Here is a 24,944-nt window from a genome sequence, read left to right as displayed (position 1 = left end):
TCGGATGCCGCCACGCTGCTGGCGGCCACCAGCCGGCACTTTTATTTCGACACCACCTTCCGGCGGCGTGCCGTCAAGATCCTGCCGGGGGAGTTCCATGTGTCCACCGACGATACGCTGCTTGTGACGGTGCTCGGCTCGTGCGTGGCTGCCTGTATCCGCGACCGTGTGCGCGGCGTTGGCGGCATGAATCATTTCATGCTACCGGCGCGCAAGGATGCCGGCGTGCTGTCGGCCTCCATGCGCTACGGCACGTATGCCATGGAAATGCTCATCAACCAGCTATACCGTGCCGGCGCAAGGCGCGAGCAGCTCGAGATCAAGGTGTTCGGCGGCGCTGCCGTGCTGCCGGGCATGTCGACCATCGACGTGGGCGAGCGCAACAGCCGCTTCGTGCTCGATTACCTGCGTGAGGAGGGCTTCCCCGTGGCAGCCCAGGATCTCGGCGATGTCCATCCGCGCAAAGTGTATTTCTCACCTGCCAGCGGCGACATCATGGTGCGCCGCCTGCGCGCCTCGGCCCTGCCGGAGGATCTGGCGCGCGAAGCCAGCTATGCCCGCCAGCTCGACAACACCGCCAGCCGCCCGGCCATCGGCGGCGGCCTGCAACTGTTCTGACGTTTCCTCATGACTGATACCCGAATCAAAGTCCTGTGCATCGACGACTCGGCGCTGATCCGCAGCCTGCTGCGCGAGATCATCAACAGCCAGCCGGACATGACCGTGGTCGGCGTGGCCCCGGATCCCATCATCGCGCGCGACCTGATCAAGCAGACCAATCCCGATGTCCTGACGCTCGATGTCGAAATGCCGCGCATGGATGGCCTCGATTTTCTCGAAAAACTCATGCGCCTGCGGCCCACGCCGGTGGTGATGATTTCCTCGCTGACCCAGCGCGGCTCCGACGCGACGCTGCGTGCGCTCGAACTGGGGGCGGTCGACTTCGTGCCCAAGCCGCGCCTCGGCATGCGCGACGGCATGCTCGAATACACCGACCTCATTGCCGACAAGATCCGCGCCGCCGCCCGTGCCCGCCTGCGCCAGCGCCCCGCGCCGGGCACGCCCGCGCAGCCAGCGGGGCAGGCCGTGGCGGCATCCGGCAGCGCTGCCGTACGCCCGGCTGGCGGCTTCCAGTTCGGCACCACCGAGAAACTGCTGATCGTGGGCGCCTCGACGGGGGGCACTGAAGCCATCAAGGAAATGCTGCTGCCCATGCCGCCGGATTGCCCTGGCATCCTGATCGTGCAGCACATGCCCGCCGGCTTCACCCGCTCCTTCGCTCAGCGGCTCGATTCGCTGTGCAGTATCCGCGTCAAGGAAGCGGTGCATGGCGAGCGGGTCCTGCCGGGACATGCCTATATTGCCCCCGGCGGCATGCACATGCGCCTGGGTCGCAGCGGGGCCAACTACCTGACCGAGCTCGACGACGGTCCGCCCGTGAACCGGCACAAGCCTTCGGTGGATGTGCTGTTCCATTCCGCCGCGCATCATGCCGGGGCCAACGCCGTCGGGGTGATGCTGACGGGCATGGGCAAGGATGGCGCGGCCGGCATGCTCGCCATGCGCCAGGCCGGCGCCCACAATGTGGCACAGGATGAAGCCAGCTGCGTGGTGTTTGGCATGCCGCGCGAGGCCATCGCGCAAGGCGCGGTGCACGATGTGCTACCGCTCGGCGACATCGCCGGCCACGTGCTGCATCTGCTGGCGCGCCACGGTCGTGTGACGCGCGTGTAGCGGCTGCCTGGAGCGGCCGGATACCGGTCCACGGCCGTGCTCAAGTTTTCCTGGAACCGGCCGTTAACCGGAGGAGGGCCGCCTTTCCTGCCAGGCCCGCGAGGATTTGGAGACCCGCATGAGCGACAGAAGCCAGTTCAGATTTCTCATCGTCGATGATTTTCCGACGATGCGCCGCATCGTGCGCAACCTGCTCAAGGAACTGGGCTACGTCAATGCCGACGAGGCAGAGGATGGCCAGGCCGGCCTGAACAAGCTGCGCGAAGGCCGGTTCGATTTCGTCATTTCCGACTGGAACATGCCGAATATGGACGGCCTGCAGATGCTGCAGAGCATCCGTGCTGATCCCGCACTCGCCAAGCTGCCCGTCCTGATGGTGACCGCCGAGGCCAAGAAGGAAAACATCATCGCCGCCGCGCAAGCCGGCGCCAGCGGCTATGTGGTGAAGCCATTCACGGCCGCCACGCTCGAAGAAAAGCTTGGCAAGATCTTCGAGAAACTCGACAAGCTCGACAAGGCGGCGTGATGGAAGGCCATCCAGTTGCTATCCATCCTGATGCCGCAGCGGCTGCCGTTCCGGCATCGGCCGAGCCCGATTTGGATACGGCGCTCGATCCCGCCGAACGCATGCTGCAGCGCGTCGGTCATCTGACCCGCCTGCTGCGCGAGAGCATTCGGGAACTTGGCCTGGACCGTGAAGTTGAGAAAGCCGCCCACGCCATTCCCGATGCGCGCGACCGCCTCAACTACATCGCTGCCATGACCGAGCAGGCCGCCACGCGCGTGCTCAATGCCGTGGAACTCGCGCGCCCCGCACAGGATGCGCTGCAGGCCGAGGCCGGCGCGCTGGCAGGCGAATGGCAGCGCTTGCAGGACCGCAGCCTGGACGATGCCGCGCTGCGCGCCCTGGTGCAGAACACGCACGCTTTCCTGCACGCCGTTCCCGCCCGCACCGCCGCGACCAACCAGCAGTTGCTGGAAATCCTCATGGCGCAGGATTTCCAGGACCTGACCGGCCAGGTCATCAAGAAAGTGCTCGACATGGTGCAGTTGATCGAGCAGCAGCTGATTGCCATCCTGCTCGAGCATTCGCAGGCCAGCGGCCAGCCGCTGGAAGTCACGCCGGGCGGCTTGCTCAACGGGCCGCAGGTGCGCCCCGAGGACAAGCCCGATGTCGTGGCGAGCCAGGACCAGGTCGATGACCTGCTGGAGAGCCTGGGATTCTGAGCCAGCGGTCTGGTGTGTTGCCAGACCCGCCAGCTTGACGCGCACCATCGGGCGTCATCTACAATCGCTTCTGTGACATCCTGCGCGGGATCCACAGCCCAGGCCGCTGCCCAGGGTCGTGCCTCCCTGATTTCGATGAACCGGAGCCCATGATGGAAACCCAGCAACTGCACCGTGGCCGCCTGATCGACCACATCCAGCTCGTCGTGCGTGACATTGCCGCAAGCGAAACGTTCTACACCGCCGTCTTCAAGGCGCTGCAGATTCCTATCAGCGGGCGCGGCGACGACTACTTCTGGGCCGACGAGTTGTTCGTGTCCACTGCCACCAGCCCGGCCGCCTGCGGCAAGCTCACGGGCCGGCACCATCTTGCCTTCCAGGCGCGTGACGAAGCGATGGTGCAGGCCTTCTACCAGGCTGCACTGGCCAATGGCGGCACCGACAATGGCGCTCCCGGCTACCGCGAATACCATCCCGGCTACTACGGCGCCTTCGTGCTGGACCCCGACGGTAACAATATCGAAGCGGTCTATCACGGCAAGGCCGAGCGTAGCGCGCCGTCCGTGGTCGTCACCTTCTGACGCCGCCCGTACCGGGCCCCCGCCGGCCATGCCGACATATGTCTGTGCGCATGTGTTGACGCACACGGCCGGTGCCCGCCAGCCTGCCATGTATCGCAAGGAGAACGTCATGTCACATCGAATCGTATCCCGCGTCGTATCTGGCGCCATCGCAGGCGTGTTCCTGTCGGGCCTGTTCATGGCCAGCGCCTCGGCGCATCACGGCTGGGAATGGGCGGAGAAAGAGCAGATGCAACTGCGCGGCGTGGTGAAATCGGTCTCGCTGGCGCCGCCGCACCCGCGTCTGGAAGTACAAACCGCCAACGATGGCCTGTGGCGTGTCGAGCTCAGCAACCCCTCACAGACCGAGCGCGCCGGCTTTGTCGAAGGCTCCGCCAAGGCCGGCGACCAGATCGCTGCCACCGGCAACCGCGCCAAGGACCATACAGAAAAACGCATGAAAGCCGTGCAGATCACCGTCGGCGGCAAGACCTACGATATCTACCCCGAGCGCATCCAGAAAGGACAGTAAGCCGTGACCTGGCTCGAATGGCTGGCAGCCACGCCGCCAGCCATGCTGCTGCAGCGGTCCGGCACGGCCTACCTTCTGGTCAATGCCACACACATCGCCTCGCTTGGCGTGCTGGTCGGCGCCATCGTCGCGCTTGACCTGCGCCTGCTTGGCGTCGGCCGTGTGGTACCGCTCGCCAGCGCCGGACCGTACCTCTCGCGCATCGCCGCCGTGGGGCTGGGGTTGGCCGTGCTCACCGGTGCATGGCTTTTCACCACCCAGCCGGACACCTATCTCGACAACGCCGCATTCCTGACCAAGCTCGCGCTGGTGGCTGCCGGCGTGCTGAATGCGCTGTGCCTGCATACCCGCCCGGCGTGGCGGCAGGTCTTGCAATCCGATGCAGTGGCGCCGGTCAGCATGCGCCTGCAAGCGGCCGGCTCCTTGCTGCTGTGGTTCTCGGCCATCGTGGCGGGGCGGTGGATTGGATTTCTTTAGTACTGGCTGCCATCGTTCGTCCGACATCTTCCAGTCCGTCAACATCAGGGCAAATCATGCGCCACATGCCCTGGGTTGCTTGTCACCATGGGTTGTGCCGGCGATTATGAGCGGCGGAAGCGCCCTCGCCGTGCAGCTATTTCAAGCCTATTGAACCTCGTGTTGACGAAAAATTTGAACGATTGTTAATAGACAATTGTTTATTTTGCCGATTGCCTATTTTTGGGTTGAATCTGATCACGCCCAGCCCACTGCATGGGTCGTGTAGCCAGTTGCTTTGTTTCTGCCCTGGCAGCTGATGGCGTTGCCTTCGATGCGGCGCCCGACACCAATACAAACTGCTCCCAATCTAAGGCAAAAGTCATGGTCAAGAAGGTCAATCATGCGCACCGCGCGACAGCAGCCCCTTCCCATTCCGCAGGACCCGCAGCATTGACCGAGGCATCTCCGCCCACACCGCGTACCCGGGCCCGTTTAACGCAGTTGTTGAAAGCGCCATACAAGCTCCTGACCGGAATTATCTGGGGGAATAGAACGCCCAGTAATCTTCCGTTTGAGGCACAGGTTGCACCTGTACTTTCGACCAGCGCAGTCGCGGCAAACACTAGAAGCAATACACAATTTCCTTCTACCCAAGTGTCAAGAGAATCCACGGCGGCACATGCGCCAGATACATCGCAAGACAAGGTCGATGCCGCAAACTCACAGCATAGGTTGTACACGGTTAAAGACTACGATGCAGATTACAGGCGGGAGGCCGATGAGATTTGCAAGGCCGTCAAATCCCAGGGTGAAGATTTGCTGAACGCAGGAGGCATCGCCAATCAGGCTGCCCGAGCCCGCCATCACCGTTTACTGGAAGTGCTTCACGAAAATGGCGTAGATCTCCTGAAAGAATACGAAGGGCGTACGCCGTTGCAGGAAGCGGAATTCGAGCTACGTTGCCTTGAGGCTGCTCAAGGGGCGAAAGCAGACCGCCCGCGCGGGTATCGCCCACCTATGACAGATTATCGAGGAGATGCCTTTATTGAAAACCATCCCGATCGTGATAGAGCATTGGCATATTCCCGTCGCGTGAAGACTCTGGAAGGCAATATCGCTTTTCTCAAGAATCTCGAACGATCCAAGTTAATGGACAGTCTGATAGATACCTTGAGCAAGTGTACGCCCAACGACCGCTCAGAACTTGAAAAACTACTGACTGGAAAGACGGAGTCGCTGCCTGCAATACTGGAAGCTAGGCACGATGCCGTGCGGAACTTGCTAGCGGGAACCAAACCGTTTGGTCCTAAGACAGACCAAATAATCCCTATCAAGACGGTGATAGAGGCCACGCATATTGCTATTGACTGGTTCAATAAGCAGGCAGCGCATTGCCCGGGTACAACTCACATGGAGCCGGGTGCTGGCATCACAGACAGCGTACTGCCAGTATGGCCTTCCAGGCCTGCGGAGCCAAACATGCCGCCAGTTTCGCCCAGTGAGAAAGAGAGGCCGTGCATGCTGATCGAACGGGCGAAGGTTGAAATGCAGGCCGAACTCAACAAGATCGTGAAAGGTTTGCAGGACACGTGTCGTCCAGAAGTCGACAAACTCCAGCATCTCGCTATGCGACTTCGTGAGAAAGGGATTGAGCAAGGCGTTAGTGGAGCAATGCTTGTTGCCTATTGTGGCGTTGTGAATTCGCAAATTAAAGAGCTTGAAAAATACCTTTCATTAGAAACGAGATACTGCAAGTGGATTGAGGAAACATATGCGGCGAACCTCGAGATATTGAATAGCAGACTGAGTGATCATGCCGGATCGGCGGAGGCTGCTTCCCCGGAAGATCCGCTGGTTCAGCTCAAGGAGAAGGCGCTGAACGAAGCGCGATTGGTGAGCACCGCCATTCAGGCCGCGCGAGAATTGATCTCGCAGCTAAAAGCAAATCAGTCTTCCGCCGTCACTGTCCAAAAAGCGGGATCACCCGGAATATCTCCCATGCCTGTCCCGAATATCGGGGCAGATCAGCCGGCAGAAGCCACTATGCCAGCAAAAAATACCTTGCTGGAAACCTTCAAGTCACTGAATAAACTGGTTAAAAGCCGTCGTAGCAATCTCTCTGGTGAGTTGGTTAATTTCATCGAGACTGTTTCCAACAGCGAAAATGCCGACCTTGATGTCAGCCTCCACTTCACCGTTCGTCCAGATAGAAACAATGTGCGCAAGGTATCCGCAAACACCGAACAGTTGGATCGCCTGCTTGCCATTCATATCGTTCAGGATACAGTCTCATGCACGTTACCTGCCGAAATCGAACGGGATTATCCTGACGTGCAAGCACAGTCGGCCTCAAGGCAGGCAGCGCTCAGACGCGGCATTGCAAAACTGGAAGAAATCGCTGACCAACTGCTGAAGGATTTTGCCAGACGCATGGTCCATGTAGACGGTTGACGTCCCTGGTATCGATGACCTTTGCCGCTCGCCACGACGTGTCATGCTGAAGAGCGGCGGAGTGCTTCCGTCAGTCGGGCGGCACACCAACGCATGTATAACCGTAGCGCTTTAGGAAGGCTCCACCAGCTTCGTATTGTTGGGTGGATGGCCAGAAACTCCAGGCACATGCGTATATGCCAAGAGATTTCTGGCGCACAGGTTGCACAAGCGCCTGATGCCGCCCAGTGCAGTCCGGCTACCCGCAGAGTTTGCATCAATCAGTGCAGGTTGCGGATCAGCCAGGTACGCAGGGTATCGCCGACCCGCGCAAGACCTTGCGCATCCGCGCATATTCCAGCGTGACCCCATTACGCACCGGGTACCGCCGGTGCGTCACCTCGAAACCATAGTGCCGGAAGAATGGCTCGGCCGTCAGGCTGACATGTGAGGTCAACTCCGCAATACCGTGCCGCGAGGCGTCTTCATGAATGCGCGCCATCAGCTGGCCGCCGGCGCCAAGGCGCTGGTGGTGGCCGGAGACGAAGAAGTGGTCGATGTAGCCGCTGGGCTGGAGATCGGCATAGGCAATGATCTCACCGTCATGCTCGACGACGAAGGGCGTCAGCTGGCGCATGCGTTCCGCCCATATTGCCATGTCCATCTGCGTCGGCGCCCACGCGCTGCACTGTGCCGCGGTGTAGTCACGTGCGCAGACCAGGTGGATGGCGGAGTGGAACACGCGGAACAGCGCGGGCTCGTCGCCGGGACGGAACAGGCGGATGCTCATGGCAACAATGGTAGGCAGATGGTTGCAATCTGTCACGGCCGGTACTGTTCAGGCGCGTGCGCGACAGGGCTTATGCTCGCTGCTGCCGGATGTGCGCTGCATGCGTCTTGAGCAGGTCGATGATCTCGGTCAGCCGCGCCCGCTGTACGGGCGAATCCAGCCGTTCGAACAGTTTTTTCGCAAACTTGAGCGGTTTATGCGGCGGCAGGCCGTGCAGGGTACCGCCGAGCTTGCGCAGGGTGTCGCTGAGCTTGTGCAGCATGCCGACCGGCTTGCGCAAAGGATCGGCAGAGTGCTCGAGCAGGAGCCGGACCTTCTCGGTATCGAGCACGGCAATGGCGTAGTGCAGTGCAGTAAAGCCGTGGGCATCCGGCATATCGACCGCGATGCCATGGCGGAGTAGCGCACCCAGCCGTTCCGTGGATGTTTTTCCCATTGCCTGGCGCACTGCGCTGGTGGCGTCAGGCCCGATCAGGCGCCGCGCCTCGCCGCGCACGATGGTCCGGATCGTGGTTTCGTCGGGCAATTCCGTGTCGCCGGCGATCTGGCGGAGGTAATTGCCGAGCAGATCGGTGAAGCCTGTCGGCATGCGGTCGTGTGGTGCGAGATAGTTGCCAAGCAATTCCACATGACGTGCCGGATTGGCCGAGTGCAGGCTCTTGGTGACCCACGAGACTGCCGCTGTCCGGCACAACGGGTCCTGCATGAATGCCTCGGCCTCGTCGTAGCGCGGTGAGCTTTCAATCACGCCATCCAGCAGGGGCGCGGCGAAGCGTTCGTCCACCAGTGTGGTGAGATGCCTCGGCGTGGGCTTCAGCGCCAGGACCATCAGCAAGGCAGCCGTCTGCAATGGTGCAAGGGTATCGCCGAGCATCTTGGCGGCAAAGGCATCGGCAATCTTGCAGGCGCGCTCAGCCGGGAAATTGGCGGCAAGCAGCAGTCGTGCGCGCGTGGCGTGATCCATGCGCGCGAAAAGTGCAATGGCATGATGGCGCAGATCAGGTTCACGGCCGAAGGCAGTGAAGGTGAAAAAGGTGCGTGCCGCCGCCATGGGCAATCCAAGCGCGACCAGCCGCGCCGGGAGTGCAGACGGGCAATCCGCAGGAGCGACTTCCTGCATCAGGCGGATCATCTGGACCAGCCACTTGGTCCGCCCGGCCCCCCACGCTGCGTCGAGCATCGTGTTGATCCATGCGGGGCCATTGTCCGCAAGCAGGCGGTCCATTTGCGCCAGGTACGTGCGTGCGCGCTGCCGATATCCGCGCACGAGCGCGCCCGGTGTAGATATCTCCAGTTTGAAAAAACGCAAGGCACACCGGTATTCGCCGATTTCGTACGCGCTCCATGCCTGCCCACCGGGTCGGGGCAGGGCATGGAGCGCAATCATGGCATGACTACGCGCCACCCCACTGTGAACGGTCGCGTGGGGCAGCGCCGGGATCTGCGTGGCGGGCATTGTGGGCCGCTGGTTCACGGAGGCGCGCGTCGTGGCTGGGGCAGGGGTATCGTGCCGAACGTCGCCATGGTCAACCGCAGCTGTGAAAGGCAATGCGCCAGTTGCGGGGAGGAGGGCGGGAAACGTCTCGGGTGTACCGGTAAGGCGGGTCATGGCAAGCAAATCGGGCGCGACCGGTTCAGTCGCGTCGCGAATGCTAGGCACCCGCGCCGGCCGGGTCAATTAGTCGGGCCGTGGATTTACAGTGGTTTAAAGTTTCCGGCGCGGATAGCGGGATGGTATGTCGGATATGCGCACGATCAAGGCATTTCTCCGGCGTGGCAGCCGGCGGCAAAGCCAGGCTCGTCAGCGCAGGATTTTCTCCAGGGCCTTGCCTTTCGCGAGCTCATCGACCAGCTTGTCCAGATAGCGGATCTTCTGCATCAGCGGATCGTCGACGTCTTCCACCCGCACGCCGCACACCACGCCCTTGATCAGTGCGCGGTTCGGGTGCAGGGCCGGCGCCTCGGCAAAAAAGACCGCGAAGTCGCTGTCCTTGTCGATCTGCTCTTGCAAGCCTGCCGGGCTGTAGCCCGTCAACCAGCAGATGACCTGGTCGACCTCTTCCCGCGTCCGGTTCTTGCGTTCCGCCTTCTGGACATAGAGTGGATAGACCTTCGAGAATTTCATCGCGAATACGCGTGCGTTGGACATCGTCGGCCCTCCGGTCCGAGTGTTGCAAACGGGAATGCATCCTTATGGATGCAATGCCCATTCTGCTGCATGTACAGCATGCAGATAAGTCGTGTCGAACAAGGGAGCATCCACATCCTTCGGCTCCAACAGTAACGAGATTTCGGTACAGCCGAGAATGATGGCCTGCGCTCCCCGGTCCATGAGACGTTGAATGACACTCAGGTAGGCTGTTCGCGATGCATCACGGATGCAGCCCCGGCAGAGTTCCTCGTAGATGATGCGATGTACGGTGGCGCGATCGGTGTCATCTGGGATCAATACCCGCAACCCATGCTGCGTCTCGAGGCGGGCGCGGTAGAAATCCTGCTCCATGGTGAAACGTGTGCCGAGGAGTCCGACAGTGGCATGTCCGGCCGCCTTGATCGCATCTGCAGTCGGATCGGCGATGTGCAGTAGTGGGATGCTCACTGACTGCGCGATCTGCCCCGCCACCTTGTGCATGGTGTTGGTACACAGCACCAGACCGTCTGCGCCGCCGGCCTCGAGCCGCCGAGCTGCATCGGCCAGCACCACCCCGGCCTGATCCCATTGATTGGCCCGCTGCAATTGCTCGATGTCGTGGAAATCCATGCTGTACAGCACGATGCGGGCCGAGTGCAGGCCGCCAAGGCGCTGCTGGACCGTTGTGTTGATGTGCCGGTAGTAGGGCAACGTGGATTCCCAGCTCATACCGCCCAGCAGGCCGAGGGTCTTCATTTCTGCTCCTTGGTGTCCTCAATGCGGGAAATTGGCGAATTGCGGCGGTGCCGGTGGTCTTGTTGACGCCCTTGCCGTGCTCCCCTGTTTTACCGTGTTTTTGATGATCCAACACGTTTCCGTTTCGGGCAATACAGCGCCACTGCGCCAAAACTGTCATGCAGGAGCCGCCGGACCACTGTGATTACCCGATAAGCGCCGGTTTCCCCCCTTTACTCGACGCTTGGTTTCCCGCCCGCTGCGGAATAATGCGAGCCAGGTTAATCCCCCTTGGCGCTGCCCGATGTCTGAAGAAACCGACCAGGAACGGTCAGAACCCGCCTCGCCCAAGCGCCTGGAACAGGCGCGCGAGGAGGGCAACGTTCCGCAGTCGAAGGAGCTGTTGACGTTCGTCCTGCTGACGCTGGGCGCGCTGATCCTGTGGTCGATCGGGACGGCGCTGGCGCGGGCCTTGTCGCAGTTCGTGGCCTTCGGCCTGTCGTTTACGCGTTATGACTATGCGGATACCGCTGGCGTCTGGCTGCAGCTCGGCACGGCCTTGCTGCCGGTGCTGGGTTTGCTGGCGGTGCTGTTCGGCGCGCTATTTGTTGGCGGGTTTTCGCCGCTGGCGCTCACGCGCGGCGCGGTCAGCGCCAAGCCGCTGACGCCCGACCTCGGGCGCATCCTCAAGCTGCAGGGGCTTAAGCGCATGTTCTCCATCCAGGGCTGGATGGAGTTGCCGCGTTTGCTGCTCAAGCTCGGCCTGGTGGTGACCGTGACCTGGCTGCTGGTGCGCTACTACGAAATGGAGTTCCTTGGCCTGGCGCGCCAGTCGACGGGCGAGGCGCTCAACAGTCTGTTCCACATGATCGGCGTGTGCTTCATCGCCATGACGGCGGTGCTGGCGCTGGTGGCGGCGGTCGATATCCCGTTCGTGCTGTGGCAGCACTACAAGAAGCTTCGCATGACGCGAGACGAGGTGCGGCGCGAGTCCAAGGAGTCGGACGGCAGCCCGGAGGTCAAGGCGCGCATCCGTTCGCTGCAGCGCCAGGCGGCGCAGCGTCGTATGATGGCCGACCTGCCGACGGCCGATGTGATTGTCACCAACCCAACCCACTATGCCGTCGCCCTGCGTTATGCCGAGGGTGGCATGGCGGCGCCCAAGGTGATCGCCAAGGGTGCGGACCTGATCGCCGCACGCATCCGCGAAGTCGGCGTGGAGCATCGCATCCCCATGCTCGAGGCGCCGCCGCTGGCGCGCGCCCTGTATCGCCATACCGAGATCGGCGAGACCATTCCCGAGGCGCTGTATGCCGCCGTGGCCGAAGTACTGGCCTATGTTTACCAGTTGCGCCGCGTGGCCGCGCAGGGCGGCGCCGCACCGAAGCCGCCGCGCGACCTGCCGGTTCCCGCTGACCTCGACCCGGGAGCCGCGCCCGCATGACCACACTCGCCCGTCTGTCCAGCGCCTTGCGCCGCGCCGATCTGCGCTCGGCCGCGGGGCCGATCCTGATCGTGCTGATCCTCAGCATGATGGTGCTGCCGCTGCCGCCGATGGTGCTGGACATGTTGTTTACGTTCAACATCGCCCTGTCGGTGATCGTGCTGCTGATTGCCATGCATACGCTCAAGCCGCTCGATTTCTCGTCGTTTCCGACGATCCTGCTGATCACCACGCTGCTGCGGCTGTCGCTCAACGTGGCCTCGACGCGCGTGGTGCTGATGGACGGGCACACCGGGCCGGATGCCGCCGGCAAGGTGATCGAGGCCTTCGGCCATTTCCTGGTGGGCGGCAACTACACTGTTGGCATCGTGCTGTTCGTCATCCTCACGCTGATCAACTTCATGGTGGTCAGCAAGGGCGCGGGCCGCATCGCCGAAGTGGCGGCGCGGTTTACGCTCGATGCCATGCCCGGCAAGCAGATGGCCATCGACGCTGATCTCAATGCCGGCCTGATCCGCGACGACGAAGCGCGCCGCCGCCGGCAGGAAGTGGCGCAGGAGGCGGAGTTCTACGGCTCCATGGATGGTGCCAGCAAGTTCGTGCGCGGCGACGCCATGGCGGGCATCGCCATCCTGCTGATCAATATCGTCGGCGGGCTGGCCGTGGGCGTGTTCCAGCACGGCATGGAGGTTGGCGCTGCGGCCACCAACTACACATTGCTGACTATTGGCGATGGCCTGGTCGCACAGATTCCCGCGCTCATCATCTCCACCGCCGCCGGCATGATGGTGAGCCGTGTCTCGGCGGACCGCGACATCGGCCAGCAACTGACGAAGCAATTGCTCGGTTCGCCGGCCGTGCTCATGACCACGGCGGCCATCATCGGCATTCTCGGGCTGATTCCCGGCATGCCCAACCTGCCGTTCATCGTGCTGGCGGCGCTGCTGGGCTGGGGCGCATGGCACCTGGCGCAGCGCGGCAAGGCGCCGCCCCCGGAACTGCCGGCGCCGGCCATCGCGCCCGTCGACACGCCGGAGGCCAGCTGGGACGACGTCTCCTGGGTCGATGTCCTGGGCCTGGAAATCGGCTACCGGCTCATTCCGCTGGTCGATCGCGCGCAGGATGGCGAACTGCTGCGGCGGATCAAAGGCATCCGCAAGAAATTCACGCAGGACATCGGCTTTCTGGCGCCGGTCGTGCATATCCGCGACAACCTCGAGCTGGCTGCCGGCGGTTACCGCATCTCGCTGAAAGGCGTCGATATTGGCCGGGGCGAAGTCATGCCGGGCATGCTGCTCGCCATCAATGCGCAGCCGGGCAGCAGCACGCTGCCGGGTACGCCGACCGTCGATCCGACCTTCGGCCTGCCGGCGCTGTGGATCGCGCCGGAGCACAAGGACCGCGCGCATGCCGAAGGCTACACCGTGGTGGACTGCAGCACCGTCATCGCCACGCACCTCAATCAGTTGATATACAGCCATAGCACCGAGCTTCTCGGCCGATTGGAAGTGCAGCAATTGCTGGATCATCTTGCCAAGGAAGCGCCCAAGCTGGTGGAAGACGTGGTGCCCAAGCTGCTGCCGCTCGGCATCGTGCAGAAGGTGCTGCAGAACCTGCTGGACGAGGGCGTGCATATCCGCGATCTGCGTACCATCGTCGAAACACTGGCGGAGCACGGCGGCCGCACCCAGGATCCGACGGACCTGACGGCCATGGTGCGTATCGCGCTGGGCCGCGCCATCGTGCAGCAACTCTATCCGGCAGACGATGCCAACGAGGACCTGCAGGTGATGACGCTGGCGCCGGAACTGGAGAACATCCTCATGCAAAGCCTGATCAACGGACAGGCCGGGCCGATCGAACCGCAGCTTGCCGATTCCCTGCTGGAAGCGGCTGCGGACATGTCGCGCCACTACGAACAACTGGGCCAGCCCGGCGTGCTGCTCGCACCGCCCGCGCTGCGCCCGATGCTGGCCCGCCTCTTCAAGCGTGCCGCGCCGCACCTGCGCGTGCTGTCGCACGCCGAGATTCCTGACCACCGTACTATCAAGATCGTCTCCATGATCGGAGGACCCACGCCATGATGCATCGCTTTACCGGCCCCAATTCCCACGACGTGCTGCGCCAGGTGCGCGAGACACTGGGCGACGACGCGATGATCCTGGCCAACCGCATGGTGGGCGGCGGTATCGAGGTGATCGCCATGGTGGAGCAACAGGTTGATGCGCTGACGGTGGCTGGTGCGGCACAGCCGGCTGTTACCGCGCCAGCGGTAGCCGCTGTTGCCGCCGCGCCGGTTGCGGAAGCGGCGCCCGCCGCGTCTGCCCCAGTCGAGGCGCAAGCCCCTGCCACGCCTGACACCGGCATCGAAGCCACGACGCGTACCCGGTTCCCGTTTGCCGCATTCCGCGCCCGCTTCCTGCGCGGCGGCGCTGCGTCTGGCAATGCTGGCAAGCCTGTGAGCCAGGCTACGGATACGTCGACTGACGCGCAGACGGCACCGATAACTTCTTCGCTGACGACGGCGTCGACCGCAGTGTCGATCGAAGCGGCGGCCACGCCGGCTGCGGCCAATGCCGCCGATGCTGCGCCGACCACGCTGGCCGCCGAATCGGTCACACGCCTGTTTGCCGATGCTGCTGCACGCTTCGAAGCACGCTGCGCGGGCAATGTTGCATCAGATGCAGGTAGTTCGGTTTCGGCCATGGCGGATGCTGCCACTGTCGGGGCTTCCGGCGCGCAGGGGACAGCGGTGCGCACTGCACCGGTATCAGCCTCGGCGCCGCAGCAAGTTTCCCCAGCGGCACAGCCGCCTGTACAGGCGGCCGTGCCGGTGGCCTCGCAGCCGATCATCGTCGATGCCACGCCGGCAGGTCATCCGGCCCGCGCTACATCGGGTGGTGCTCCGGCTGCGGTTACCGAACCCCAGGCCGGCGCCGCCGAGCAGCGCATGATGGCCGAACTGCAGGCGCTACGCGCCATGCTGCACGATCAGACGGCCGGTCTCGCCTCGCTTGGCATCAAGCTGCGCGACCCGGTGCGTGCGCGCATGTTCCAGACCATGCTCAACGCCGGTTTCTCGGCCCAGCTTACGCGTTACCTGCTCGACAACCTGCCGGAAACCGACAGCTTCGACACCGCGCAGGATTTCCTGCAGCGCGCCATCGAACTGAACCTGACGACGCTCGATCAGGACAATGCCCTGCTCGACAAGGGCGGCATCTTCGCGCTGATGGGCCCGACGGGCGTCGGCAAGACCACCACCACGGCCAAGCTCGCGGCGCGTTTCGTGCTGCGCCATGGCGCCTCGCGCGTCGCGCTGCTGACTACCGACAGCTATCGGATCGGCGGGCATGAACAACTGCGTATCTATGGCCGTATCCTTGGCGTGAGCGTGCACTCGGTACGCGATGGCGAGGATCTTAGCCTGGCGCTGGCAGATCTGCGCGACAAGCATGTCGTGCTGATCGACACCATCGGCATGAGCCAGCGCGACCGCGCGCTGTCCGAGCAGATTGCCATGCTGCACAGCGCCGGCCACGCCATCCAGCGCCTGTTGTTGCTGAATACCACCAGCAACGGCCGGACGCTCGACGAAGTGGTGCATGCCTACCGCGATGCGGACCTCGCCGGTTGCATCCTCACCAAGATCGACGAGGCCGCCACGCTTGGCCACGCGCTCGACGTGCTGGTGCGCCACAAGCTGCCGCTGCACTATGTGTCGTGCGGCCAGCGCGTGCCTGAGGACATTGCCGTGGCCAACCGCAAACTGCTGGTGCATCGCGCGTTCCGCGAAGCGCCCGGCCCGTCGCCGTTTGCGCTCGAAGAAGACGAGTCGTACCTGCTGACGCATGGCGCTGCTGCCGCGCGGCCCGAAGCGGACATGGCGCTGCCGGCATGAAGGCGGAAGGATAAAGACGGCACTATGAGGACGGCACGATGAAACACGTCGCCCGCGATCAGGCTGATGGCCTGCGCCGCATGCTGACCGGTCCCGCCGGGCAGGTCCTGCTGCTCGCCGGCCCGGCCTGCGACGCGGCATTGCAGGCCGATCTCGCTGCCGCGCTGGGCGCGCTGGGGCGAACCGTCGCCGTGGTCGATGGCCCGGCTCTCGCCAGGCTTGGCGCGGCCGGTGTCGACATGCTGGAGACCATGCGCGCCGAGACCGATACGCTGTTGCTCGGCGGTGGCACGGCGCGCGCCACGGCCATGCAGACCATCGCCGCCTTTCATCATCACGCCGACCAGTTGCTGGTGGCCTTTGCCGATGCGCCGGACGGCATCAAGCAATCCTATCTGCTACTTAAGGGCTTGCCGAAAGCGGCGGCTGGCACCTTGCCGGTCCGCGTGCTGGTGACCGAAGCGCGTGCGGCGCAGTCCGCGTTGCACATGTACGGCAATCTCGCCGCCACGGTACGCGAGTACCTGGGTGCCGACATCGCCCTGGCTGGCTATATTCCTGCCGACACGCATCTCGCCATGGCGCGGGCGCTCGACAAGCCCGTGGTCGAAGCGTTTCCGGCGGCGCCCGCGGCGCTGGCCTGCCGCCAGGCGGCACGCGAGATTGCCAGCTGGCGCAGCGCAGCGGCACTACCGGCTACTGCATGGCAGGTGCCGGTATCGCAGTCGCTGGATCTGGCGCGCCAGCCTGAACGGATCGACTGATATGTACACCGCCACCGGACGCCCGTCCAAATCCGATGCCTTGAAACAGCATGCCCCGTTGGTGCGCCGCCTGGCAGGCCAGATGCTGGCCAGGCTGCCCGCGAGCGTTGAACTGGACGACCTGGTGCAGGCCGGCATGATGGGCCTGCTCGATGCCCTGGGCCGGTATGAGGAAACGCAGGGCGTGCAGTTCGAGGCGTATGCCACGCAGCGGATCCGTGGCGCGATTCTCGACGAGCTGCGCAGCAATGACTGGCTGCCGCGCGGCTTGCGCAAGCATGCCCGCGACATCGAGAAAGCCATCCAGAAAGCCACGCAGCTTGCCGGCCGTGCGCCGACCGAACGCGAGATTGCTGCCGTGCTGGGAATATCGCTGGCCGAATACCAGCAGCACCTGGTCGAACTGCAGGGCAGCCAGTTGCTCTACTACGAGGACTTCGACCGCGAGGACGCCGACAGCTTCATCGAGAACCGCAGCGGCGATGCCGACGATACTCCGCTGGCGCAGATGATCGACCAGGACATGCGCAGCGCCGTGATTGACGCCATCGAGCGCCTGCCCGAGCGGGAAAAGCTGATGATGAGCCTGTACTACGAACAGGAACTGAACCTGCGCGAGATCGGTGCGGTGATGGGCGTCAGCGAATCGCGCGTCTGCCAGCTGCACAGCCAGGCCGTGGCACGCATTCGCGCCCGCATGCGCGAGCGTGAAGGCGTGACGTCGGCGTAGTTTCGGCCTGGTGTCGGCTTAGCATCCAGCGCCCGGCCCAGGCGTCACGCGGACTCGTACCATTGCCGTGAGGCGTTGACCACCTGCACGACCAGCAGCATGACGGGCACCTCGATCAGCACACCGACGACCGTGGCCAGCGCTGCGCCGGAATGCAGGCCGAACAGGCTGATGGCAGTCGCCACGGCCAGCTCGAAGAAATTCGACGCACCGATCAGGCACGAAGGCCCGGCCACGCAGTGGGCCACACCCAGCTTGCGGTTCAGCAGGTAGGCAAGTCCGGCGTTGAAGACCACCTGGATCAGGATCGGCACCGCCAGCAGCGCGATCACCAGGGGCTGCTCCAGAATCGCCCGGCCCTGGAAGGCAAACAGCAGCACCAGCGTGAGCAATAGCGCCATGATCGAGAACGGTCCGATCCTCTGGGCCACGCGCTCGAAGGTTGCCGTGCCCGTGCGCATCAGCCGCCCGCGCCACAGCTGCGCCAGGACGAGCGGGATGACGATGTACAGGAGCACGGATACCAGCAATGTCTCCCACGGTATCGTGATACTGGAAATGCCTAGCAGCAGGGCTACGATCGGCGCGAAGGCCAGCAGCATGATGCCGTCGTTGAGCGCGACCTGCGAGAGCGTGAAATAGGGATCGCCGCGCGTCAGCTGGCTCCAGACGAACACCATTGCCGTGCATGGCGCGGCAGCCAGCAGGATCAGTCCGGCGATGTAGCTGTCGAGCTGTTCGGCCGGCAGGTGGTCGGCAAACACATGGCGCACGAACACCCAGGCCAGGAAAGCCATGGAGAATGGCTTGACCGCCCAGTTGATGAACAGCGTCACGCCAATCCCTTTCCAGTGCTGCCGCACGCCATGCGTGGCGCTGAAGTCGATCTTCATCAGCATGGGAACGATCATGATCCAGATCAGGATGCCCACTGGCACGTTGACCCGGGCGATTTCCATGCCGCCAAGCGTATGCATCAGCGCCGGAAAATATTGGCCGAGGGCGATGCCCACGACGATGCAGAGCGCCACCCAGATGGTGAGGTAGCGCTCGAAGAAACCGATGCGCGGTGTCACGATCCGGCTGCCCCGGTTTCCGGCATTCCTGCACCGATGGCCCGCAGTTCGCGGTGGATGGCCTGGCGGTCGAGCGTGGACAGCGGCAGGTTGGCAAAGACGCTGGCGCGTCCCATGATCTGGCGGAATACCTGGTCGAACACCTTGCGCTTGTCATCGTCGGTGCCGGTTGCCGCGGCAGGATCGACAAAGCCCCAATGTGCTGACACCGGTTGGCCCGGCCAGACGGGGCACACTTCGCCTGCTGCCTGGTCGCACACGGTGATGATGAAATCCATTTGTGGCGCGCCCGGTCCGGCAAACTCGTCCCAGCTCTTGGAGCGCAGCTTGTCCAACGGATAGCCGAGCGCCTTGACCTTCTCGATGGCGAACGGATTGACCGTGCCGCCTGGATGGCTGCCGGCGCTGAAGGTATTGAAGCGCCCCTTGCCCATCGTGGCGAGAATGGCTTCGGCCATGATGGAGCGCGCCGAATTGCCGGTGCACAGGAAGAGAACGTTATAGGGTCGATCAGACATGCCAGTCTCTCTGGGTTAGCAGCAAGTGGAGGGGCCAGTGGTATCGCTCGTGCTGGCACGCGGCGTGCAGCAGCCGGCGGCCTGCGGTTTGATGGAGATGTTCACCGGCGCGGCAGCTGGCGCACAGCAGGCATTTGCCGGTTGCGCATCGGCCGCCGCCTGGTTGAACGTGGGAATCTCCTGGAGCGTCTGGTAGCTTTCCCAGGCGATGCCTTGCGGGTCCACCGTCCAGTGCTTGTTCGACTTGGCGTAGCAGCAGGCCGCACCCGGCTCGCTCTCGATCGGCAGCTCGGCGGTGGCCAGGCGGCGCTCCATGTCGCTCAACTCGTCGTCGGTCTCGACCTGGAAACCGAGATGATCGAGGCCGACCGTGCCGGTGCGGGTCGAGATGGCAAAGTTCAGGCGCGGATCCTCGAGCATCCACTTGGCGTAGTCGTCTTTGACGACAGCCGGCGGCGCGCCGAACAGCGCGGAATAGAAGCGGATGTTGTGCGCCAGGTCGGCAACACGGACATGGACGTGCATGCGCTTCATGCTTGGTCTCCTTCAGGGGTGCAGCAGGCCGCGACCGGCGTGCAGGGATTGCCGCCGCAGCAGTTTTCGGTGAGATAGGCGAGGACGGCATTCATGGTTTCATACCGCGCCGCGTAGATGACGAAGCGTCCTTCCTGGGTCGAGCTCACCATGTTGGCCACCGACAGTTCCTTCAAGTGAAAAGACAGCGACGACGGGGCTAGCCCGGTCAGTTCGGCAAGCTTGCCGGCGGTCAGGCCGGCCGGACCCGCCTGCACCAGCAGGCGGAAGACCGTGAGGCGCGAGGCATGGGCAATGGCGCCGAGGGCTTTGATGATGTCTAACATTTCCATATTTCAACGATAGTCGAAATAATGAGAAAAGGCAAGGGCCCGATGAACAAGCGGACGCTTCGGGGTGATGTGCCATCCGGCCCATATCTGGATACGGGTCTGCCAAGGTAGCGATGAGCCGGACAGTGCGGGAACGGGGTGTGACGCTGTGGCCCGCGCGTCTGCCAAGTGGCTCGGCGGAGGGCGCGCCCCGGTTTACCGCGCGACCACCGAGAACCCCGGCAGCTTCAGCGGCTGCCGCCCGTCGGGCCCGTAAGGCTGCTGTGCGCCCACGGCCGAGCCAAGGACCGTGAGCGCGTCGCGCGCCGTGCGCAGGCGCAGGTCGATGACGGCGCCATTGGCTTCATTGGCATTCTGCAACTGGCGTGTGCGAGCGATGGTGTCGTTGAACATGGCGGCCAACTCCGCATCCGCCTGGATGAAGCGCGGCAGGCCGTAGGGATCATCCATCGGATAGTGCGTGGCCCACCACTGGCGGCGCTCGCGGTCGAGCCCGGCGAGATGGTTGAGCTGGTGCTGCTTGCGCCCGGCAATTTCTTCGATGCGCGCCCGCTCGCCGGCGAGCAGCGCTTCGGCTTCTTCGCGCAGCGTAGCTTCAAGCAGGCGCACCGTGCTGTTCTCGTCGCGCAGCACCATCAGCAACTGGGCGCGGGCATCGTGTTGCGCAGGGGGCATGGTGGACATGGGGGCTCCTGGTCGGAAATCGGACGGGAGCCGTCAGGCGTGACAGGAACTGCGCCGTTCAGGCGCTGCCCACGGCGGGGCTGTCAGCGGGTAGCGTCGGGTTTGCCGAGCAGTTCGAACGCGGCTTTCATGGCTGCGTCGGCAATGCCTTCGGCATTGATCGGCAGACGGCCCTCGCGGATCGCGGCACGAATCGCCTCGACGCGCGCCGTGTCGATCGGCTCGGGCTGGGCCACCAGCGCCTGCTGCAAGGCCTGCACGCTCAGGGCCGGTTCGCCCGTCGTGGCGGTGCTGCCTGCATGGCCGACAGCCGGGCGGCGCACGCTCTGCGCAGCCGGCGATGTCGCATCCTTGGTGGGGGCGGCGGGCGGCGTACTGCTGACGGTTTTCTTGATTTCCACGATGGCTCTACCTTGCTGACAGGTCCTATCACATCATAACGGCATCCCCTTGGAAAAACTTTAGAGAAATTTGATCCTGCTCAATACTGCACCCGCACCACCCCGCCGGCTCCGGCGATGCCCCGGACTACCGCGCCATTGGCGGTGCGTACCTGGGCGACCTGGCCCTGCAGTGCCTGGTTGAGCGCGCGGCCATCGCTGCTGATCTGGAAACTGCCGCCTTCGACCACCAGCTTGACGGTCTGTCCGGCCTGTACGGCCACCTGCTGGCGCAGGCTGTGCAGTGTGAGCGGTGCGCCTTCGGGCACGCGGCTCATCAGCACACGGCCCACGGCCTCGTCGGCATGCTGGACGGCGCCGCGCGGCAGCGCGGCTTCGTCGCCGGTGCGCTGCAGCAGATCGGCCGCTTCGATCACAGTACCAACCGGCAGCGCACGCGCAGCGACCCAGTAACTGACGCTCACCGCAATGGTCACCGGCACCCACGTGGCCCATTGCTGGGGCGCATCGCAGCGCAGGCCAACCTGCACGCGGCCGCGCAGGCGCTCCGGCGGCGGCAGCAATACGTCGAGCTGAGTGCAGTTGGGACCCACCGTGCGCATGTCGAGCGCGCCGACTTCGATGCGTGCCTGCCCCGCTTGTCCTGCTGGCAGGCGTGCTTCCACCTGGGAGCGAACCTGAGCCTGCAGGCGGGCGGCATCGGCCTGTGCAGGCTGGTTGGCCCACGCGTGGCTGGCCGGCCATGCCAGCAGGCAGGCAAGAAGAGGCGACAGGGACGAGAGGGCAGTGCGGAACAGGACAGGCATGACGGCTCCCGTACGAACGGACTTGGGCGGACTTCGATAGCGTCAGAGTGTAGCCATGCGCGGCAGCGCGAAAAGCCCGAGATGCCGCGTAAACCTCCTTCTATTCCGGCGAATGGTCTTGCATACCGGCCCGTAGTATCGGCAACGTGAAAAAGTCTCTGGAGACGGTCGGGCCGTGGCGCGCGTGCGCAGGGTGCGACAGCGCCCGGAACGGACGACGCCGCACAACGGCCGGAGCGCCAGGCAACGCAATAGATGAAAGGAGATTACCGATGGTCAGCAAGCTCGATCAGGCCTTTGCCTTTCATGAGCAGGCCACGCGGTTGCGCGTGCAGCGTCATGAACTGCTATCGGCCAACATCGCCAATGCAGACACGCCGCAGTACAAGGCGCGCGACATCGATTTCAACAGTGCCCTGCAGCAGGCCATGACCGCCCGCGGGGTGGGGAGTCCGGCGAATGCGGCAGCGACTGTGCTGGCCACGACCTCGGCGCGCCACCTCACGGCCCAGGGCAGCGCCGCCGGCCAGGCCGCTACGCAGCCCGCACATGCCGAGGCGCTCTACCGCACCGTGCAGCAGGCCAGCATCGACGGCAACACCGTGGACATGGACGTCGAACGGATGCAGTTCATGAATAACACCATGCATTACGAAGCCAACCTGACCTTTCTCAGTTCGCGCATCAAATCGCTGATGTCGGCGATCCAGGGTTGAACGCGGACCGTACGCCACAAGACACCAGGAAACAGCCATGTCCCTCTTCAATACGCTCGATGTCGTGGGTTCCGCGCTGACGGCGCAGTCCAAGCGCCTCAATGTGGTCGCCAGCAACCTTGCCAACGCGGACAGCGTGACCGGCCCGGATGGCCAGCCCTATCGTGCGCGCCAGGTGGTGTTCAGCACCGTCGCGGCGCAGGCTGGCGTGAATGGTGCGGGCAGCATCAACGGTGGCACGGGTCCGGAGACGGCCGCGGTCGCCGTGGCTGGCGTGGTGGAGAGCGATGCGCCGATGCGCCGCGTGCACCAGCCGGGCCATCCGTTGGCCGACGCGGATGGCTTCGTGACCCTGCCGAACGTCGATGTGGTGGAAGAGATGGTCAACATGATCTCGGCCTCGCGCTCCTACCAGGCCAACGTGGAAGTGGCCACCACCACCCGGTCGATGGCAATGAAAGCCCTGACCCTCGGCCAGTAATCGAACCCAGTCATCGAGCCCACAAGGATCGAGCAATCAAGGAACCGACCCATGGTCACCAGTGTGAACAACAACAGCGGCGTGGACGTGCTCAACAGCGCGGCCAAGAAATCGTCGACCGAGGCGCAGGACCGCTTTCTGAAACTGCTCGTGGCGCAGTTGCAGAACCAGGATCCGATGAATCCGATGGATAACGCGCAGATGACCTCGCAGATCGCGCAGATCAATACGGTCAACGGCATCACGCAGCTTAACGAGACGATGCAGGGCGTGGCGTCGCAGATCGTCGCCACGCAGAACATCCAGGCAGCGGCGCTGATCGGCAAGTCGGTCGAGGTGGTGTCGGACCGCATCATCAAGCAGGACGGCAAGGCCGAGATTACGCTGGCGCTGCCGCTCGGCGCGGACAGCGTGACCGTCACGGTGCTCAACGAAGCCGGCCTGCCAGTGCGCAGCTTCGAGATGGGCAAGCAGGAGCCGGGCCGCGCCACGGCCGTGTGGGATGGCAAGACCAACGACGGCCAGACGCTGGCCGATGGCAAGTACCGCATCGAGGTTGCCGCCAAGGCTGGCGGCGTCGCGGTGGAAGCAGTGCCGCTGGGGCGTGACCAGGTGTCGGGCGTGACCGTCACGTCCGGCCAGGCGCAACTGCAATTGTCGCAGCTGGGCGGGGTTCGCCTGGGCGATGTGATTTCGATTCTGTAAGGGGAGCGCAATGGGTTTTCAGCAAGGGTTGAGCGGCCTGAACGCAGCGGCCAAGAATCTCGACGTGATCGGTAACAACGTGGCGAACGCCAACACGGTGGGCTTCAAGCAGTCCAAGGCGCAGTTCGCCGACGTGTATGCGCGCTCGCTGGTCGGCGCTTCCGACTCGCAGGTCGGTCTCGGCGTGAAGGTCGGCGCGGTGGCGCAGGAGTTTTCGCAGGGCAGCATCTCGCTGACCAACAATCCGCTCGACATCGCCGTCAATGGCAATGGCTTCTTCCGCGTGGTCGATCCGACTTCGCAGTCGGTTTCGTATACCCGTAATGGCCAGTTCCAGACCGACAAGGCCGGCAATATCATCACCATGAGCGGCATGCGGCTGACGGGTTATCCGGTCAACGCAATCACCGGCCTGCCCGATACCAATGCGCCCCTCCAGCCCCTGACCGTGCCGGTTGGCGACCAGGCGCCGCAGCGGACCGATGCCGTGGTGATGCGCCTGAACCTGAATGCCGAGGCAACGCCGCCGGTGGTGACCACGTTCGCACCAAACAACACCAACTCGTTCAACCATTCGACATCGATCCCAGTGTACGACTCGCTCGGTTCCGAGCACCTGCTGACCGCGTACTACGTGCGTAACGACCAGGTGGCTGATCCGACCGCCTCGGCCTGGACGGTGCACTTCGCCATCGACAACGTCCAGGTCCCGGGCGTGACACAGGACCTTGACTTCAACACCAGCGGTGCGCTGACACCGCCGCCGGCGATGGTTAACGTGCCAGTCAATGGCCAGACCTTTACTTTCGATTCCGTCGGCACCACGCAGTACGGCGGCTCCTTCGGCGAAACCGAGACGCGCCAAAATGGCTACGGCATCGGCCGCCTTGCCAGCTTCAGCGTTGACAAGGATGGCGTGATCCTTGGCCGTTATTCCAACGGCCGTACCGCCGCGCTGGGCCAGGTGGCGCTCGCCAACTTCCGCAGCGTGCAGGATCTCGAATCGATCGGCGACAACCTGTGGAACGAGACGGCCGGTTCGGGGGCTGCCAGCGTTGGCGCGCCGGGTTCCGGCATGCTCGGCCTGCTGCAGGCCTCGGCGGTGGAAGAATCGAACGTCGACCTGACGGCCGAGCTGGTGAACATGATCACCGCGCAGCGGGTGTACCAGGCCAATGCCCAGACCATCAAGACGCAGGACACCATCCTGCAGACCATGGTGAACCTGCGCTGATGCGCTGCTGACCATCTGAC

At 63.8% G+C, this 24,944-nt stretch carries 28 protein-coding genes; 17 read left to right on the top strand and 11 right to left on the bottom strand.

The features are described 5' to 3' along the window. Positions 1-15: 15 nt before the first annotated feature. From cheD to ACQ3C8_RS15770, 8 genes are all read left to right on the top strand, one after another. The gene (cheD, locus tag ACQ3C8_RS15805) at positions 16-618 is read left to right on the top strand and encodes a chemoreceptor glutamine deamidase CheD (protein WP_428853285.1); all 603 of its coding nucleotides are present in this window, start codon (positions 16-18) and stop codon (positions 616-618) included. A 9-nt stretch (positions 619-627) separates the two neighbouring features. Continuing rightward, complete coding sequence (locus ACQ3C8_RS15800; RefSeq protein WP_428853115.1) at positions 628-1,734, top strand: protein-glutamate methylesterase/protein-glutamine glutaminase; 1,107 nt, start codon at positions 628-630, stop codon at positions 1,732-1,734. A 118-nt stretch (positions 1,735-1,852) separates the two neighbouring features. After that, positions 1,853-2,260, top strand: coding sequence for a chemotaxis response regulator CheY (gene cheY / locus ACQ3C8_RS15795; RefSeq protein ID WP_009524231.1), 408 nt, complete (start codon positions 1,853-1,855; stop codon positions 2,258-2,260). Beyond that, the gene (cheZ, locus tag ACQ3C8_RS15790) at positions 2,260-2,961 is read left to right on the top strand and encodes a protein phosphatase CheZ (RefSeq protein ID WP_428853114.1); all 702 of its coding nucleotides are present in this window, start codon (positions 2,260-2,262) and stop codon (positions 2,959-2,961) included. Before cheY ends, cheZ begins: the two co-directional genes overlap by 1 nt. 152 nt (positions 2,962-3,113) lie before the next feature. Beyond that, entirely contained in the window at positions 3,114-3,542 is a 429-nt protein-coding gene (locus ACQ3C8_RS15785) for a VOC family protein (protein WP_428853113.1), read from the top strand. A 109-nt stretch (positions 3,543-3,651) separates the two neighbouring features. Beyond that, positions 3,652-4,053: a DUF6152 family protein gene (locus ACQ3C8_RS15780; protein WP_428853112.1), complete on the top strand. Its 402-nt coding sequence runs from the start codon at positions 3,652-3,654 to the stop codon at positions 4,051-4,053. Between the two features lie 42 nt (positions 4,054-4,095). Further along, positions 4,096-4,530, top strand: coding sequence for a DUF6644 family protein (locus ACQ3C8_RS15775; RefSeq protein ID WP_428853284.1), 435 nt, complete (start codon positions 4,096-4,098; stop codon positions 4,528-4,530). A gap of 255 nt (positions 4,531-4,785) precedes the next feature. Next, complete coding sequence (locus ACQ3C8_RS15770) at positions 4,786-6,963, top strand: hypothetical protein (RefSeq protein WP_428853111.1); 2,178 nt, start codon at positions 4,786-4,788, stop codon at positions 6,961-6,963. A 277-nt stretch (positions 6,964-7,240) separates the two neighbouring features. On the opposite strand, the gene ACQ3C8_RS15765 is transcribed toward ACQ3C8_RS15770, so the two are convergent. The 4 genes from ACQ3C8_RS15765 to ACQ3C8_RS15750 form a co-directional block, all read right to left on the bottom strand. Beyond that, the gene (locus tag ACQ3C8_RS15765) at positions 7,241-7,732 is read right to left on the bottom strand and encodes a GNAT family N-acetyltransferase (protein ID WP_428853110.1); all 492 of its coding nucleotides are present in this window, start codon (positions 7,730-7,732) and stop codon (positions 7,241-7,243) included. Positions 7,733-7,802: 70 nt separating this feature from the next. After that, positions 7,803-9,119, bottom strand: coding sequence for a hypothetical protein (locus ACQ3C8_RS15760; protein ID WP_428853109.1), 1,317 nt, complete (start codon positions 9,117-9,119; stop codon positions 7,803-7,805). Positions 9,120-9,533: 414 nt separating this feature from the next. After that, positions 9,534-9,881, bottom strand: a complete 348-nt coding sequence (locus ACQ3C8_RS15755) for a DUF2200 domain-containing protein (protein ID WP_009522139.1) — start codon at positions 9,879-9,881, stop codon at positions 9,534-9,536. A gap of 42 nt (positions 9,882-9,923) precedes the next feature. Continuing rightward, entirely contained in the window at positions 9,924-10,619 is a 696-nt protein-coding gene (locus ACQ3C8_RS15750) for an aspartate/glutamate racemase family protein (protein ID WP_428853108.1), read from the bottom strand. Positions 10,620-10,902: 283 nt separating this feature from the next. Between ACQ3C8_RS15750 and flhB the strand changes: the two genes are divergently transcribed. From flhB to ACQ3C8_RS15725, 5 genes are read left to right on the top strand one after another with little or no spacing between them, the layout of a single operon-like run. Continuing rightward, the gene (flhB, locus tag ACQ3C8_RS15745) at positions 10,903-12,042 is read left to right on the top strand and encodes a flagellar biosynthesis protein FlhB (protein WP_009522140.1); all 1,140 of its coding nucleotides are present in this window, start codon (positions 10,903-10,905) and stop codon (positions 12,040-12,042) included. Next, positions 12,039-14,126: a flagellar biosynthesis protein FlhA gene (flhA, locus tag ACQ3C8_RS15740; RefSeq protein WP_428853107.1), complete on the top strand. Its 2,088-nt coding sequence runs from the start codon at positions 12,039-12,041 to the stop codon at positions 14,124-14,126. Before flhB ends, flhA begins: the two co-directional genes overlap by 4 nt. Next, entirely contained in the window at positions 14,123-15,943 is a 1,821-nt protein-coding gene (gene flhF, locus ACQ3C8_RS15735; RefSeq protein ID WP_428853106.1) for a flagellar biosynthesis protein FlhF, read from the top strand. Before flhA ends, flhF begins: the two co-directional genes overlap by 4 nt. Positions 15,944-15,981: 38 nt before the next feature. After that, the gene (locus ACQ3C8_RS15730; protein WP_428853105.1) at positions 15,982-16,707 is read left to right on the top strand and encodes a MinD/ParA family ATP-binding protein; all 726 of its coding nucleotides are present in this window, start codon (positions 15,982-15,984) and stop codon (positions 16,705-16,707) included. Between the two features lies 1 nt (position 16,708). Then, a complete protein-coding gene (locus ACQ3C8_RS15725; protein WP_428853104.1) occupies positions 16,709-17,437 on the top strand; it encodes an RNA polymerase sigma factor FliA in 729 nt (242 codons plus the stop codon). Positions 17,438-17,481: 44 nt separating this feature from the next. Here ACQ3C8_RS15725 and arsB read toward each other — a convergent pair whose 3' ends face one another. The 7 genes from arsB to flgA form a co-directional block, all read right to left on the bottom strand. Beyond that, on the bottom strand, positions 17,482-18,513 hold the full coding sequence (gene arsB, locus ACQ3C8_RS15720) for an ACR3 family arsenite efflux transporter (RefSeq protein ID WP_428853103.1): 1,032 nt from the start codon (positions 18,511-18,513) through the stop codon (positions 17,482-17,484). Continuing rightward, positions 18,510-19,031 (bottom strand): arsenate reductase ArsC, encoded by a 522-nt coding sequence (locus ACQ3C8_RS15715; protein WP_428853102.1) that lies wholly within the window; start codon positions 19,029-19,031, stop codon positions 18,510-18,512. The genes arsB and ACQ3C8_RS15715 overlap by 4 nt, the downstream gene beginning before the upstream one ends. 15 nt (positions 19,032-19,046) lie before the next feature. Then, positions 19,047-19,565 carry an ArsI/CadI family heavy metal resistance metalloenzyme gene (locus ACQ3C8_RS15710; RefSeq protein ID WP_428853101.1) on the bottom strand — a complete coding sequence of 173 codons (519 nt, stop codon included), beginning with the start codon at positions 19,563-19,565 and terminating at the stop codon, positions 19,047-19,049. Beyond that, entirely contained in the window at positions 19,562-19,897 is a 336-nt protein-coding gene (locus ACQ3C8_RS15705) for an ArsR/SmtB family transcription factor (protein WP_428853280.1), read from the bottom strand. Before ACQ3C8_RS15705 ends, ACQ3C8_RS15710 begins: the two co-directional genes overlap by 4 nt. A gap of 195 nt (positions 19,898-20,092) precedes the next feature. Beyond that, a complete protein-coding gene (locus tag ACQ3C8_RS15700; protein WP_428853279.1) occupies positions 20,093-20,581 on the bottom strand; it encodes a flagella synthesis protein FlgN in 489 nt (162 codons plus the stop codon). An 83-nt stretch (positions 20,582-20,664) separates the two neighbouring features. After that, positions 20,665-20,982, bottom strand: a complete 318-nt coding sequence (gene flgM, locus ACQ3C8_RS15695; RefSeq protein WP_428853278.1) for a flagellar biosynthesis anti-sigma factor FlgM — start codon at positions 20,980-20,982, stop codon at positions 20,665-20,667. Between the two features lie 80 nt (positions 20,983-21,062). Next, positions 21,063-21,788 (bottom strand): flagellar basal body P-ring formation chaperone FlgA, encoded by a 726-nt coding sequence (gene flgA / locus ACQ3C8_RS15690; RefSeq protein WP_009522161.1) that lies wholly within the window; start codon positions 21,786-21,788, stop codon positions 21,063-21,065. 272 nt (positions 21,789-22,060) lie between these two features. Here flgA and flgB point away from each other — a divergent pair, with 272 nt between their 5' ends. The 4 genes from flgB to flgE are packed head-to-tail and all read left to right on the top strand — an operon-like array spanning position 22,061 to position 24,924. Next, positions 22,061-22,504: a flagellar basal body rod protein FlgB gene (gene flgB / locus ACQ3C8_RS15685; protein WP_009522162.1), complete on the top strand. Its 444-nt coding sequence runs from the start codon at positions 22,061-22,063 to the stop codon at positions 22,502-22,504. 37 nt (positions 22,505-22,541) lie between these two features. Beyond that, positions 22,542-22,985: a flagellar basal body rod protein FlgC gene (gene flgC / locus ACQ3C8_RS15680; RefSeq protein WP_428853277.1), complete on the top strand. Its 444-nt coding sequence runs from the start codon at positions 22,542-22,544 to the stop codon at positions 22,983-22,985. 51 nt (positions 22,986-23,036) lie between these two features. Further along, positions 23,037-23,690, top strand: coding sequence for a flagellar hook assembly protein FlgD (locus tag ACQ3C8_RS15675; protein WP_428853276.1), 654 nt, complete (start codon positions 23,037-23,039; stop codon positions 23,688-23,690). A 10-nt stretch (positions 23,691-23,700) separates the two neighbouring features. Further along, positions 23,701-24,924 carry a flagellar hook protein FlgE gene (gene flgE, locus ACQ3C8_RS15670; RefSeq protein WP_009522165.1) on the top strand — a complete coding sequence of 408 codons (1,224 nt, stop codon included), beginning with the start codon at positions 23,701-23,703 and terminating at the stop codon, positions 24,922-24,924. Positions 24,925-24,944: the final 20 nt, after the last annotated feature.

This window comes from Imbroritus primus (assembly GCF_964332355.1).
Classification (GTDB): Bacteria; Pseudomonadota; Gammaproteobacteria; order Burkholderiales; family Burkholderiaceae; genus Imbroritus; species Imbroritus primus.
This window is presented reverse-complemented; position numbering and strand designations above follow the sequence as displayed.

Bases quoted from the DNA above. Each gene is read 5' to 3' on its own strand.
- ACQ3C8_RS15800 (WP_428853115.1), top strand. From the start codon at position 628: ATGACTGATACCCGAATCAAAGTCCTGTGCATCGACGACTCGGCGCTG.
- cheY (WP_009524231.1), top strand. From the start codon at position 1,853: ATGAGCGACAGAAGCCAGTTCAGATTTCTCATCGTCGATGATTTTCCG.
- cheZ (WP_428853114.1), top strand. From the start codon at position 2,260: ATGGAAGGCCATCCAGTTGCTATCCATCCTGATGCCGCAGCGGCTGCC.
- ACQ3C8_RS15785 (WP_428853113.1), top strand. From the start codon at position 3,114: ATGGAAACCCAGCAACTGCACCGTGGCCGCCTGATCGACCACATCCAG.
- ACQ3C8_RS15780 (WP_428853112.1), top strand. From the start codon at position 3,652: ATGTCACATCGAATCGTATCCCGCGTCGTATCTGGCGCCATCGCAGGC.
- ACQ3C8_RS15775 (WP_428853284.1), top strand. From the start codon at position 4,096: ATGCTGCTGCAGCGGTCCGGCACGGCCTACCTTCTGGTCAATGCCACA.
- ACQ3C8_RS15770 (WP_428853111.1), top strand. From the start codon at position 4,786: ATGGGTCGTGTAGCCAGTTGCTTTGTTTCTGCCCTGGCAGCTGATGGC.
- ACQ3C8_RS15765 (WP_428853110.1), bottom strand. From the start codon at position 7,732: ATGAGCATCCGCCTGTTCCGTCCCGGCGACGAGCCCGCGCTGTTCCGC.
- ACQ3C8_RS15760 (WP_428853109.1), bottom strand. From the start codon at position 9,119: ATGATTGCGCTCCATGCCCTGCCCCGACCCGGTGGGCAGGCATGGAGC.
- ACQ3C8_RS15755 (WP_009522139.1), bottom strand. From the start codon at position 9,881: ATGTCCAACGCACGCGTATTCGCGATGAAATTCTCGAAGGTCTATCCA.
- ACQ3C8_RS15750 (WP_428853108.1), bottom strand. From the start codon at position 10,619: ATGAAGACCCTCGGCCTGCTGGGCGGTATGAGCTGGGAATCCACGTTG.
- flhB (WP_009522140.1), top strand. From the start codon at position 10,903: ATGTCTGAAGAAACCGACCAGGAACGGTCAGAACCCGCCTCGCCCAAG.
- flhA (WP_428853107.1), top strand. From the start codon at position 12,039: ATGACCACACTCGCCCGTCTGTCCAGCGCCTTGCGCCGCGCCGATCTG.
- flhF (WP_428853106.1), top strand. From the start codon at position 14,123: ATGATGCATCGCTTTACCGGCCCCAATTCCCACGACGTGCTGCGCCAG.
- ACQ3C8_RS15730 (WP_428853105.1), top strand. From the start codon at position 15,982: ATGAAACACGTCGCCCGCGATCAGGCTGATGGCCTGCGCCGCATGCTG.
- ACQ3C8_RS15725 (WP_428853104.1), top strand. From the start codon at position 16,709: ATGTACACCGCCACCGGACGCCCGTCCAAATCCGATGCCTTGAAACAG.
- ACQ3C8_RS15715 (WP_428853102.1), bottom strand. From the start codon at position 19,031: ATGTCTGATCGACCCTATAACGTTCTCTTCCTGTGCACCGGCAATTCG.
- ACQ3C8_RS15710 (WP_428853101.1), bottom strand. From the start codon at position 19,565: ATGAAGCGCATGCACGTCCATGTCCGTGTTGCCGACCTGGCGCACAAC.
- ACQ3C8_RS15705 (WP_428853280.1), bottom strand. From the start codon at position 19,897: ATGGAAATGTTAGACATCATCAAAGCCCTCGGCGCCATTGCCCATGCC.
- ACQ3C8_RS15700 (WP_428853279.1), bottom strand. From the start codon at position 20,581: ATGTCCACCATGCCCCCTGCGCAACACGATGCCCGCGCCCAGTTGCTG.
- flgA (WP_009522161.1), bottom strand. From the start codon at position 21,788: ATGCCTGTCCTGTTCCGCACTGCCCTCTCGTCCCTGTCGCCTCTTCTT.
- flgB (WP_009522162.1), top strand. From the start codon at position 22,061: ATGGTCAGCAAGCTCGATCAGGCCTTTGCCTTTCATGAGCAGGCCACG.
- flgC (WP_428853277.1), top strand. From the start codon at position 22,542: ATGTCCCTCTTCAATACGCTCGATGTCGTGGGTTCCGCGCTGACGGCG.
- ACQ3C8_RS15675 (WP_428853276.1), top strand. From the start codon at position 23,037: ATGGTCACCAGTGTGAACAACAACAGCGGCGTGGACGTGCTCAACAGC.
- flgE (WP_009522165.1), top strand. From the start codon at position 23,701: ATGGGTTTTCAGCAAGGGTTGAGCGGCCTGAACGCAGCGGCCAAGAAT.